Below are 12,409 nucleotides of genomic sequence, written 5' to 3' on the forward strand. Positions count from 1 at the left end.
CCAAGGACTGAATGATCTGTTACGCCTTAATAATTCATCTCCAGCCCTGAGGGCACAACCAGTGGTTTCTTGGTATGGCTCAGGTGACGTGGTTACCATTGCAAATGGACGCTTTCGGCTCATTGCCGTTTGGTTAGAAAAAACATAAAAAGGAATGAAGTATGAGTGGTTGTGCGTTAAATAAGAAAGCCGATAGAGATTTGAAAGATAGAGAATTATCAAAGATTGTTCAGTCTATCATTATGGTCGTGATTGGAGTTGCACTGGCGGTGGCGTTCTATACGGTAGGTTTAGTTGATAGTTGGATTTGTGGTTATTCTGCGATAATTGTGCTGTATGTTTTGTTTGCTGTTCTCATATTTTCTATTATTAGGCCTTCCGCTTGGGAAGGGAGTATCGTTTTTCTGTTTTTTACAATGATAGCGCTGTTGTTTATATTTTTATTTTCAGCGCTTTATTATAAGCACGGGCTGTCCAGCGCTGGAAGTGATCAGTTTAGCCTTCTGGGTGGTTATACAAGTCTGGAAAGCTTGTATTTTTCCACTGCCGTTTTCACTACATTGGGTTTCGGTGACATTCTACCGTCCGGAACTGCCGGAAAAGTGGTTGCAGCGACCGAAGCAGTGATGGGCATGACCTACGGAGCTACGGCAATTATCACGTTCTTGGGCCACAAAGGTTGGGTGGCTGCGAGGGGAGTGGAAAGTACGCCGAGTACCACTGAGTGCCCCGCGATAGACCTCACCGGCTTAGCATTGCGTGACATACAATCCGATCAGAACAAGGCTCTTGAAGATATATCATCAACCTTGGCCAAGCTACGCACACAACTCCAATCAGCCCATACTATCAATCGATTGGCGATCGTATTTGCCGCTCTAGGTGGCGCACTGTTAGTTTCGCTGGGTTACTGGATAGGTCGCCTCACCATTTGATGGCGTGGGGCTCATTCGCGCTATTGGAACATCGGCCTCAATGATTCTGGCCAGGGCAATCTGCCCCGTATCCGAGATACGTTATGAACTCAGGATTGAACGAAATAGAGATGAGTCGAGCGTAATTTGGTACTCGGACGCTTGTGGCGCGAACCTTGGTACTGACAGTTGGTGGGAGTGGTCGTGCGTCATGAGTTTAGTCGCTCAGTGATGAGCCCTGTGCGCGCTCGTGCTTGGATTGAAGTGCGTTTTTGCTATCTGGTTTCGGCCAGTCAGCATGAGCTGCGCATGTTTTTTGGTTAATGGCTGGGGTAATGATCAGTGCCATACGACGCCTAAAGACTATCCGGATCCCCAAAAAACATCTGAATCCGCGACCTCAACCACCGCTCCCCCGGATCATTATCCTGCGACCCGCGCCACGCCATATGCAATTCAAACGAGCGCACCGGCAACGGCGGGTCTTCCGCGCGTAACCCGCCCGCCGAGGTCAGCGCTTCAGCCGCATAATCCGGCACCGTCGCCAGAATGTCCGTGCCCGCCAGCAAGGTGCCCAGCCCGTTGAACTGCGGCACGGCCAGTACCACGTGGCGCTTGCGATCGAGCTTTTCCAGCTCTTCATCAATAAACCCGCTCAGGTCGCCGGCGAATGACACCAGTGCATGAGGACGTGAGCAGAAGTCGTCCAGGCTCAGTGAGCCGGGTACGCTGTCGGCGCGCAGCAGTTTTGGCAGGCTGCGGCGCAGTACCTTGCGCTTGGCATTGGCGGGCAGGTCGGCGGTGTAGCTGACGCCGATGGAGATTTCACCGGAGGCGAGCAGGCTGGGCATCAGGATGTAATTGACGCGACGTACCACCAGCACAATGCCGGGGGCTTCGGAGCGCAGGCGTTTGAGCAGCTGCGGGAGCAGGGCGAATTCCACGTCATCGGACAGGCCAATGCGAAACACTGCGGTGCTGGTGGCCGGGTCGAATTCGGCGGCGCGGCTGACGGCGGTGGAAATCGAGTCCAGGGCCGGGGAGAGCAGGGCGAAGATTTCCACGGCGCGGGCCGAGGGTTCCATGCTGCGTCCGGTGCGCACGAACAGCGGGTCATCGAACAACCCGCGCAGGCGCGACAAGGCCGCGCTGATGGCCGGCTGGCCGAGGAACAATTTCTCGGCGGCGCGGGTCACACTGCGCTCATGCATCAAGGTTTCGAATACGATCAAGAGGTTAAGGTCGACACGACGCAGGTCGTTACGGTTCATCTTGTGTCCTGGAAGAGTCTGCAAACTTGATGTGAGCGGCCACACAGAAACCCATGAGGTTCTATCAGACGCGTGACCGGCATGAATCTTACGGGGAAAGGCTGGTACTCTGCACCGGCTAATTGATTTTTCCTTCGATAGTTGAGGTGTGCTCCTCCTTCGCGGAATCAATGACAGGCATGTCGACTATTAACGGCGACCGGTGGTCTTACCTGGAAAGCCCAGATAAAGTTCATGGCATTAGAGGTTACTTTGACGAGGTTTGCGATGTCCCGCACGATCCGTTTTCACAAGTTTGGTCCGGCCGAGGTGCTCAAATGCGAAGAGCATGCAGCCGCGCAGCCCGCACCGGGCGAAGTGCAGGTGCGTGTCGAGGCAATTGGCATCAGCTGGTACGACATTTTGTGGCGCCAGAACCTGGCGTCCTCCCATGCACGCCTGCCTTCGGGCCTTGGTCATGAAATGGCTGGCGTGGTGGTCGCCCTCGGTGACGGCGTGGATGATTTGGCAGTGGGCGATAAAGTGGCCAGTTTTCCGGCCGAGAGCCCCAATGATTACCCGGTGTACGGCGAGCAGATCGTCCTGCCCCGTTCGGCCCTGACCCGTTACCCGGATGTCTTGAGCCCGATTGAAGCCAGTGTGCACTACACGCCGTTGTTGATTGCCTACTTTGCCTACATGGATCTGGCGCGAGTCAAACCTGGGCAGTTTGCCTTGGTGACTGATGCCAGCCATTGTTCCGGCCCATCGTTTGTGCAACTGGGCAAGGCCTTGGGCGTGCGGGTGATTGCTGCCACCAAAGACAGCTCCGAGCGCGAATACCTGCTGTCCCTTGGGGCGGAAAAGGTCATCGTTACCGAAGAGCAAGACCTGCTTATGCAGATCAACAAGATCACCGATAACCGTGGCGTGGATGTGGTGTTCGATGGCTTGGGCGGCCCGCAGATGTCGCTGCTCGGTGACGTACTGGCACCGCGTGGCAGCCTGGTGCTGTATGGCCTGCAAGGTGGTAACCAGACGCCGTTCCCGGCCTGCGCGGCGTTTCAGAAGAACATTCAGTTCTTCGTGCACTGTATCGGTAACTTCACCGGCAAACCTGAGCTGGGCATCATCCAGGACCAGGTGGCAGTGCAGCGCGCCTTGCGTGATATCAACCAGCTGACTGCCGACCGGGTGCTTGTCCCACTGAAAACCACGGTGTTTCCGTTCGGTAAGTTCGTGGAAGCGCATCGGTACATGGACGAATGCCCGTGCCGCGAGCGTGTGGCGTTGCAGGTTGAAGCTGTTTGAGCTGTAGGACTATTCGCAAATGAATACATTGGCGTCCGAGCCTATGAGGCAAATACGCCATTTGACAGGGCTTAACCCGCACCGGGGTTGAGCCGCCGCGAGGGTGTCGCGCCCCGCAAACAATACCTTTTTTCCTTACGCCGCCCTGAAATCCAGCGCGGCGTTGTTGTGTGTGCGCCAATAAAGTTAGGTGGCCTGCTCATCTGAACTGCTTTCTGGCGTTGTTCTGTATCTGTTAATCATTATTTGAGTGCCGATAATTGTGTCTTCGCTGTCATCTCAAGGATTGAGCAATGATTGAATACCTGACATTAACGTCTCGCACCTATGAAACTAACGATGCACGGGTCGCTTTTTCAAAAGTGCAAAACAAATACGCAGTCGCTTTGCCTGAGCCCACAATGAGCGGGTAACTAATATGCGTCGGACGTTTCGTTAGTTGCTTAGTAAGAGTGGTGTAGGACGCTGTCAGAATATTCCTAAGGCTCACAGCCAGCCGCGCTGGAAGCCTTGCAGGCACAGGATTCAGCATTGAGAGAGCCATTGACCGCTTCTGTGAGCGGTCCTGCAAATTTGTTGCAGGGTGCTAATGTTGAATCAACCTCGCACGATGCAATTGACGACAAACCTATAGATGTAATGGGTCAAGCAACGACAATTGATAATTGCTTGGAACTAATATTTCAATTCAGGTAGTAGAACGATGAGCGCTATTCATGAGCAAGCCATGAACTATGTTTACCAGCAAGTTCTGCAACGGTTGGTCGGGCACTTTACGCGTGACGAACGTACCGCACTGCAACTGTTGATTCAGCGAATTGTGGTAGCGGCCGGGGGCATGGAACAAGTAGGCAACTACAAAGTGTTAATTGCTCACGGCGGGGGCGAGGTCAGCAGCTACACACTGGCGCTGCTGCGTGCGGCGCAATTGAGCATCGCCGGGCGTGCCCCCAAGACTTTTCATCTGCGCGTGGCAACGCTGCGGCACCCGGGCATGACTCAGGCAACGCTTGATTCACTGCATCACGGCTATGGCGCGTTGTTCTTCCATGACGATTCTCGGGTGGAGCTGCTGATGGTCGAAAACCATGAGGTATTGCCCTTTAATCATCAGCGCCCGGCGTCCAGTGCCGGGCGTGAAGTCAGTCAGCGCAATATGCGGATGATAGGGCACCTGACATCCGGGGACATCCGCGCCATCCTGTGCAACGACGCGTATCTGGCCCTTGGGGATTTCTATCAGCGGGTCGCGACCTGGAACGGCGGTGTGCACGCCGTGGTCAGTGGCGATTCAGTGCGCAAGCAAAGCCAGTACATCGCGTGGCTGAAGAAAAATGCCCTGGCAACCGGGCTCGCGTTCGCGCCCGGCAAGCCGACATCGCTCAACGGGTTGTTTGCACGCATGGAAGAATGGAGCGTCGGCTGCTACCGCGACCTCTATGGCGAGCACTATGCGGGCACCGAGAGTCCCGGCCGAGGCGGGCACCGGCATCTGGCCTATATCGGTATTGCCGACCTGCTCGACGATGTCGACGTAGCCCGAGCGCCACTGCTTACTCAGTTTCTGGCTCACCGGCGCGACCCGTTCGAGTTCCAGTTCAGCCATCCGGCCTATCCAAATCCATTGCTCATGGCCCATTTGTATGGCTTGCAGGCCCAATGCCTGCGTGAGCTCTCCTATGAGCACGGCGTCGAAGGGTTTGTTCGTCAGGCGGCAGACTACATGCTGCGCAGACGCGTCCCTGTTGAGTTGATCACCGAGGCGTCCAGCCCGGATGGGCGGGTATTGTCGAACACCTACGGCCAAGAGTTTTTTGGTCTGGACGAAAGTCAGTTGACCTGCCTGTTGTTCGCGCCTTTCGTTCAGCATGGCGAACGGCTGGAGGGTTTCTTGCGTCAATGCCATCCGGGCATGTTGGTAGCGCTGCCCGAACTGCACAAGGCGCTGCAGGGCAAGCCTGCTGCGGACATGCTGAATCAGTGGCTGGTCGACACCAGTGGGTTGCCGCTGGAGTTGTTGCAGCACCTGTATCGCAAGCGACCGCTGCAGGCTGCGCACGGCTCTGGTATCCACAAACAACTGTTTAGCCGGTCCGAGGCCCGGACCGCCCAAGTGTCGGGGCGCTAGCGGCGTGGAGTGGCGTATAGATACTGGTGAACGGCGATGAACCTGAGGGGAGAGCGCCAGGCTGACTTTGCCTATCAGGCGGTGTACCGCTACATGATCAACCTGATCAACGAAGTCAGCCTGGAGACGCCGGTCAAGTTGCCGTCGTTGCGTCAGTTGTCGACACGAATGAACGTGTCGATCTCGACGATTCAGTACGCTTATTCGTTGCTGGAAAAGGAAGGGCGGGTCTACTCGGTGGCCAAGTCCGGCTACTTCGCCTGGCCGGTGGCGGCAAACCCGCCGGCCATGGCGGACGCCGACCTGCTTGAGCGCCTGTATGCGGCAGCGCGACGCCCGACCATGGTGGTACTCAGTGGCGATGAACCGGCGTTGTTGGGCTCATTGGATGGCGCTTTACTGGCGTTGGAGCGTCAGCTCGTGCGCAGGTATCCACACCACCTGCAACCGTCGCAACCTTGTGGTGTGTGGGAATTACGCGCGGCATTAGCGGCCCGTTATACCTCCTCGCCCACCCATTGCTGGCAGGCTGATGAGGTGTATATCGGCGCCGATCTTCAGGGCGTACTGGAAATCCTGATCGACGCACTCGGCCTCAAGGGCACGGTGGTAGTGGCTGAATCGCCCTGCGATTACCTGGTCTTGCGCCTGTTACAGAGCGCCGGCGTGCGAGTTATCGAACTGCCCTGGCACGCCGATGGCAGCTTCGACCTGGCTGCGTTCGAGCACCTGCTCAAACACGAACCGGTGCAGCTTGTGCTGCTGTCCTCGGTGGTCAGTATGCCAGCGGGGAACACACTGACCGTACCCGAACGGCTGCAAGTCGCGCATTTGCTGGAGCGGCACGGCTGTTGGCTGCTGGAGAACGACACGTTTGGTGAGCTGAGCTTCGCGTCGTCGCAGACGGCCTTGCGCAACCTGGTCAACCCGCAGCGGCTGATTGTATTTTCTTCGTTCGAAAAGGTGCTGGGGCCGGAAGCGCCGTTTGGGTATCTGCTGGCACAGCAGATGGGCAGTGAGTTACAGCGCCAGTTTTTGCTGCGCTCATTTCGACTCTCATCCATTCGGCAACGCGCCATTGCTCGGCTATATGAAAGCGGGCGGCTGGATCAGCACTTGCAGACGTTATGCCAGCGTCTCCAGGAGCAGGCACAAGCCATGAACCATCGGTTGGATGGCCGTCTGCAAGGGCGTGTGAGCTATCGAATGCCGATCGCCGGGGCAAGTTTTTGGCTGCAGTCGGTGGCACCGGTGGACATGCGCCAGGTATTCCAGCGCATGCTCGCCCAGCAGGTCGTGATTGCGCCGGGGGAGTTGTTCAGTCTCAGTGGCTTGCATCATCAGCATATGCGCTTGAGCCATACATTCAGCGGCCACCCCAATCTGGATATTGCCCTGGATGCGCTGGCTCAGGCGCTGCTCCAGGCACAGACCGGTTAATGTATGAAACTTCTCTGCGGATTGTGGGATCGATAACATCGCTCAGTAGTCCAACTCTGAGTAAACTGTCATTTTTTCCGAATCCTTATTTTTCGAGGTTTATGCATGACTATCAGTCCTTTTGCGGGCAAACCGGCGCCGGCCCAGTTGCTGGTGGATATCCCGCGACTGGTCACGGCCTATTACACCGGCCAGCCTGATGCAGCAATCTCTACCCAACGTGTAGCCTTCGGCACCTCCGGGCACCGCGGCAGCTCGTTCGAGCTGAGCTTCAACGAGTGGCATGTGCTGGCGATCAGCCAGGCGATCTGCCTGTACCGTGAAGCCCAAGGCATCACCGGGCCTCTGTTTGTTGGCCTGGATACCCATGCATTGTCCACGCCTGCCGGTGCCAGCGCCCTGGAGGTGTTGGCTGCCAATGGCGTGCACGTCATGCTGGCTGAGGGCGATGAGTACACGCCGACCCCGGCGATTTCCCACGCGATCATTTGCTACAACCGCGGCCGTACCAGCGGTCTGGCGGACGGCATTGTGATTACGCCGTCGCACAACCCGCCGCAAAGTGGCGGTTACAAGTACAACCCGCCCAATGGCGGCCCGGCCGATACCCACGTCACCAAGTGGATCGAAGCCAAGGCTAACGAACTGCTGGCCAACAAACTCGCCGGGGTCAAGCGCATCACTCATGCCCAGGCGCTGAAGGCGGACACCACCCATCGCCATGACTACCTCAACAGCTATGTGGCCGACCTGATCAACGTGATCGATATGGACGCGATCCGCAGCGCCGATCTGCGCCTGGGCGTGGACCCATTGGGCGGGGCGGGGGTGCGCTACTGGTCGGCGATTGCCGAGCACTATCGCCTGAACCTGGAGGTGGTGAACACTGAAGTGGATTCCACCTTCCGCTTCATGAGCGTGGACTGGGATGGCCAGATCCGCATGGACCCATCCTCCAGCTACGCCATGCAGAGCCTGATTGGTCTCAAGGAACGCTTCGACGTGGCGTTTGCCTGCGATCCGGACCACGACCGCCACGGTATTGTCACGCCATCCGGCGGCCTGCTGGCACCGAATAACTACCTGGCGGTGTCCATCGACTACCTGTTCCAGAACCGTCCTGACTGGCGAGCCGATGCTGCCGTGGGCAAGACCGTGGTCAGCAGTGGGCTGATCGATCGCGTGGCGGCACGTATTGGCCGGCGTCTGTATGAAGTGCCGGTCGGCTTTAAATGGTTTGCCGATGGCTTGTTTGAAGGCTCGTTGGGCTTTGGCGGTGAAGAAAGCGCCGGTGCCTCGTTCCTGCGCAAAGATGGCACGGTCTGGAGCACCGACAAGGACGGTCTGATCCCGGCCTTGCTGGCGGCAGAAATGACCTCGCGCAAGGGCCAGGACCCCAGCCAGATCTACCGTGGCCTGACCGACGCGCTCGGCGAGCCGTTTGCCATCCGCGTCGATGCCAAGGCGACCCCGGCGCAGAAAGCCCTGCTGGGCAAGCTGGCGCCGGAGCAGGTGACGTCCACCCAATTGGCCGGCGAGAGCATCCAGCAGATTCTCAGCCACGCACCGGGCAACAACCAGGCGATTGGCGGCTTGAAAGTCATGACCGAAAACGGCTGGTTTGCCGCACGGCCATCGGGTACTGAGGACATCTACAAGATCTACGCCGAGAGCTTTATTGGTGAAGAGCACCTCAAACAACTGGTGGAAGAGGCGCAGGTATTGGTAGATGGTGCAATTTCCCAATAACTGACACTCAGCATTATTGTCCTCTGTAGGAGCGAGCTTGCTCGCGAAAAACGTCAACGATAACGCGTGCTTCCTGAATAAACGCGGCGACGGTGGGTTTTTCGCGAGCAAGCTCGCTCCTACAGGGCTTGAGATCAGGCCAGGTCGACCAGTACGATCTCGCTGTCTTCTATCGCCGTTACCCGCAACACCTGCTCACTCTCTACCGCCACCCCGTCTCGGGCCTGTGCTCGCAAGCCGTTGACCTCAATCACGCCGGTGGCCGGCACCAGGTACGCCCGGCGTCCGCTGTCCAGCCTGTATTCGGCGCTTTCCCCGGCTTTCAGGTTCGCCGCCACCAAGCGCGCATCGGCACGAATGCGCAGGCTTTCACTGTCGCCCGCCTTACCGCTGGCCAGCGTTACAAAGCCTTCTCGATGGCCTTGCGGAAACGGCTTGGCACCCCAGGACGGCGGCAAACCGGCCTCATTCGGGATAATCCAGATCTGGAAGATCTTGGTCGGGGTGGCCTCCAGGTTGTACTCGCTGTGGGCGATCCCAGTGCCAGCACTCATTACCTGTACATCGCCAGCCTCGGTGCGGCCTTTGTTGCCCAGGTTATCGGCATGGCTGATTGCGCCTTCGCGTACGTAGGTGATGATTTCCATGTCCCGGTGCGGGTGCTGGGGGAAGCCGCTGCCTGGCGCGATGATATCGTCGTTCCATACCCGCAGATTGCCCCAGTGCATACGCTCGGGGTCGTGGTACTCGGCGAATGAAAAGTGGTGATGGGCGTCGAGCCAGCCATGATGGGCGCCGCCGAGGGTATTGAAAGGTCGAAGTTCAAGCATGATCGTCTCCTGTGAATGAGCCCATCATCCAGCAGTGCATGATCGATAAAAAGCGTAAAAAATGCCTAATTCCTATCCATTAATTCGATCATGGAAAGCTGCTTCAACTTTCACTTCATCGCCTAACTGCATGACAGTAAAGCAATTGGCTGGAACTGAGCGCCGATTCCGGCGACCATGACGCCCTTGTCAAAGCCAAGCTCATCGCAGGAGTTCGCGTGCCGCAACAAAAGCCTGATCTGCCCCCAGAACTGCGCCCCTTGGCTGAAATGCCCTTATTGAAGCGGCTGGCCGCGCGCCTGTTCGGCCATGGCCTCACCCGTTTGCGCGCGCAGCACCGGTATTCCTGGCTGCATGGCCAAGCCGACGGTTTTCGCAATGGGCATGAAGCCGGTGTGGAATATGGGTATCGCGAAGGCAAGGCAGAGGGTCTTGAAGAGGGCCGGCAAGTCCTGTTGATTCGCGACTTTCGCCCTGATGAGCACCGAGCGCCCGGCGTGGACGACAGCCTGTTCGACGATTGGCGTTTGCCGCTCACCGCCGATGTGAAAAAGCGCATGAAGGCGGACGTGGCGCGCCTGCTGCCAGCTCACGCGCAGCCGAGTACAGCGCAGTGGAAGATGATCTTCAGCGACACGCCCTCGACCTCGGTGATTGCCGGCGCCGGCGCAGGTAAATCGACCTCCCTGGTGTTGCGTATCCTGCTGCTTACCCATTACCTGGGTTTTGAGCTGAGCTCAATGACCGTGGTGACGTTTACCCGCGAGTCGCGCAAGGACTTCATCAACAAGCTCATGGAGATTCTGAGCCTGTGGGGCCAACCCCTTGACATCAAACAAGCCCAGGCCGTTGTGCGTACGTTTCACTCGCGCATCCTGCCGATGGTGCGCAGCCTGCCGGGTTTCGAACGACTGCAAGCCTTTGAAAACCTCAGTGGCGGCTTTGAAGACGCCGATAGCAACGCCTTCGATCTACGTATCAGTGATGCCCAGCGTCAGCATATGAACGCCTGTTATCACCGTTTGCAGGGGCATCATGCGCGTTTTCGCGAGTTGATTGCGCCGCTGGCTCGCCAGGGTCTGCAGCTTAAGGAACTGGAGCGCGATCATCCGGACGTGCAAAAGCGCATGGCCGTGACTGAGTTGGCGGCCAAGCGTGATGAAGAACTCTGCGACTTGATCGAGGACCTGTGGTTCCGCGCAGGCGCCTGGCCGATCAAAGGCATCGAACCCAGCCGTCAAACCTTTGAAATCAACGGCGCCAAATTTCATTGCCACGGCTATATCCCGCAGTTGGATGCCTGGGTAGTACTGGGTTTCGACGCACGGGAAAACGCCGGGATCAGTCGGCCAAACTCAAAACTATCGGTGCGCGCAGAGTGGGCGGTAAAGCGCACCCTGTTTCAAGCTTTCTGTAATAAGCCATTGATATGGCTTGATAATTACGAGTCATCAAAGCGCCTTTTAAGCAGTCTAGCCGGCGATGCAATGGCTGGGCCCGGCTTTGATTACAAGGTCAAGGGCGAACTCGCTTCAGCGCCACTGCTGGACAGTTTTGTCATGGCGGCGGGGTTTATCGAGAACCTCGGGCTGGACGTGCCGACAGCAGTAGGCCAAATGAGGTTCGCCAAGGATGACCCGGATCGGTTGTTCTTTGAGGCCCTGAGCATTTTCTGGAAGGCTCTGGAAGACCACCTGCTCGATCAATCACCGCCGATCATGACCTACAACCGGATGTTTTCCCTGTTTGGCGAAAATACCCCGGAGAACCTCAAGCTGCTCAGTGATCCGCTGCTGCGGCCGATGTCGCACCTGATGATCGACGAATTTCAGGATGTATCACCGCAGATCGTCTCGTGGATCCGTGCCACCCTGCGAGAAATCCGCAGTCGCGGCCCGGCCATGCACGTGGGGCGTGGGGCGCAGCGCTCATCCTTGCTGTGCGTCGGCGACGACTGGCAATCGATCTACGGCTGGCGCGGCAGTTCGCCCAAGTACTTCATGGAGTTCAACCAGGAATTTGTCGCACCGAGCACTACCCGCGTGATGCTTGGCGAGAATTACCGCAGCCACCAGCACATCATCGATGCGGCCGAACATATCGTGCGCAGCGCACCGGCGATCCCCGGCAAGAAGGCCAAGGCCAGTGGCGAGCCCAAGGTATTAGTGCCGGTCAGCGTGCTGGAGCGGGATGATGCGGCGCTGGGCCAGCGGTTGATGGAGCATTATCAACGCGGGGATACGGTCTTGATGTTGTATCGAAAAAGTAGCGATAACTTATTGATTCAAGAGCATATTCAATCTGTAGTTAATGTGGATTCGAGCTTGCCGATCCACGAGCGCCGTTTGAAGCAGTTGACGTACCACAGCGCCAAGGGCCTGCAAGCCGACGCCGTTTTTCTGCTTGGGGACTGTCAACATCTCACCAGCTCGCCCTACAAAAACCAGGTCTACCGCATGGCGGGCCTGGGCAAGGACGGTGACAGCGAGCCGTACGACAATGCGCAAAAGGACGAAATACTGCGCCTGGCCTACGTCGGTATTACCCGAGCGATCAGCCACTGCTACTGGTATGTGGAAAAGCCGGAAGGCCAGGGTGTGAATGTGCCCAGGGCCTCTGAGCGAGTGGATGGCAAAAAATCGTTTTTCGACGATCAGCGCTGAACCTTCAACTGACACACCGCTAAATATGGAGAGGGCTGGCCCTAATGTGTGTAGGAGCGAGCTTGCTCGCGAAAAACGTCAACGATAACGCCTGTTTGCTGAATAAACGCGGCGCCTATGGGTT

General features: G+C 57.4%; 8 protein-coding genes. 6 read left to right on the top strand and 2 right to left on the bottom strand.

Annotated features, from left to right (window positions below; translation table 11 throughout):
- Window positions 1-161 precede the first annotated feature (161 nt).
- Window positions 162-935, top strand: coding sequence for an ion channel (locus TX23_RS15800; protein ID WP_057702988.1), 774 nt, complete (start codon window positions 162-164; stop codon window positions 933-935).
- Between the two features lie 335 nt (window positions 936-1,270).
- Here the strand turns inward: TX23_RS15800 and TX23_RS15805 are convergent, their stop codons facing one another.
- A complete protein-coding gene (locus tag TX23_RS15805) occupies window positions 1,271-2,185 on the bottom strand; it encodes a LysR family transcriptional regulator (protein ID WP_057702989.1) in 915 nt (304 codons plus the stop codon).
- A 267-nt stretch (window positions 2,186-2,452) separates the two neighbouring features.
- On the opposite strand from TX23_RS15805, the gene TX23_RS15810 reads away from it, so the two are divergent.
- The 4 genes from TX23_RS15810 to pgm all read left to right on the top strand — a co-directional run bounded on the left by TX23_RS15810 (window position 2,453) and on the right by pgm (window position 8,792).
- On the top strand, window positions 2,453-3,475 hold the full coding sequence (locus TX23_RS15810) for a zinc-dependent alcohol dehydrogenase family protein (RefSeq protein ID WP_057702990.1): 1,023 nt from the start codon (window positions 2,453-2,455) through the stop codon (window positions 3,473-3,475).
- A 703-nt stretch (window positions 3,476-4,178) separates the two neighbouring features.
- The gene (locus tag TX23_RS15815) at window positions 4,179-5,603 is read left to right on the top strand and encodes a hypothetical protein (protein ID WP_209445919.1); all 1,425 of its coding nucleotides are present in this window, start codon (window positions 4,179-4,181) and stop codon (window positions 5,601-5,603) included.
- A 36-nt stretch (window positions 5,604-5,639) separates the two neighbouring features.
- Window positions 5,640-7,043 (top strand): aminotransferase-like domain-containing protein, encoded by a 1,404-nt coding sequence (locus tag TX23_RS15820; RefSeq protein WP_057702992.1) that lies wholly within the window; start codon window positions 5,640-5,642, stop codon window positions 7,041-7,043.
- Between the two features lie 105 nt (window positions 7,044-7,148).
- Entirely contained in the window at window positions 7,149-8,792 is a 1,644-nt protein-coding gene (pgm, locus tag TX23_RS15825; RefSeq protein WP_005788462.1) for a phosphoglucomutase (alpha-D-glucose-1,6-bisphosphate-dependent), read from the top strand.
- A gap of 134 nt (window positions 8,793-8,926) precedes the next feature.
- On the opposite strand, the gene TX23_RS15830 is transcribed toward pgm, so the two are convergent.
- Entirely contained in the window at window positions 8,927-9,622 is a 696-nt protein-coding gene (locus TX23_RS15830) for a pirin family protein (protein WP_057702993.1), read from the bottom strand.
- Between the two features lie 218 nt (window positions 9,623-9,840).
- Between TX23_RS15830 and TX23_RS15835 the strand changes: the two genes are divergently transcribed.
- Window positions 9,841-12,285: a UvrD-helicase domain-containing protein gene (locus TX23_RS15835; protein ID WP_057702994.1), complete on the top strand. Its 2,445-nt coding sequence runs from the start codon at window positions 9,841-9,843 to the stop codon at window positions 12,283-12,285.
- The last annotated feature ends 124 nt before the right edge of the window (window positions 12,286-12,409 follow it).

The sequence above is a fragment of the Pseudomonas paralactis genome (assembly GCF_001439735.1).
In the GTDB taxonomy this organism is placed as follows: Bacteria; Pseudomonadota; Gammaproteobacteria; order Pseudomonadales; family Pseudomonadaceae; genus Aquipseudomonas; species Aquipseudomonas paralactis.

Excerpts from the sequence above, each read along its gene's own strand:
- TX23_RS15830 (WP_057702993.1), bottom strand. The coding sequence starts at position 9,622 with ATGCTTGAACTTCGACCTTTCAATACCCTCGGCGGCGCCCATCATGGC.
- TX23_RS15810 (WP_057702990.1), top strand. The coding sequence starts at position 2,453 with ATGTCCCGCACGATCCGTTTTCACAAGTTTGGTCCGGCCGAGGTGCTC.
- TX23_RS15805 (WP_057702989.1), bottom strand. The coding sequence starts at position 2,185 with ATGAACCGTAACGACCTGCGTCGTGTCGACCTTAACCTCTTGATCGTA.
- TX23_RS15815 (WP_209445919.1), top strand. The coding sequence starts at position 4,179 with ATGAGCGCTATTCATGAGCAAGCCATGAACTATGTTTACCAGCAAGTT.
- pgm (WP_005788462.1), top strand. The coding sequence starts at position 7,149 with ATGACTATCAGTCCTTTTGCGGGCAAACCGGCGCCGGCCCAGTTGCTG.
- TX23_RS15800 (WP_057702988.1), top strand. The coding sequence starts at position 162 with ATGAGTGGTTGTGCGTTAAATAAGAAAGCCGATAGAGATTTGAAAGAT.
- TX23_RS15820 (WP_057702992.1), top strand. The coding sequence starts at position 5,640 with ATGAACCTGAGGGGAGAGCGCCAGGCTGACTTTGCCTATCAGGCGGTG.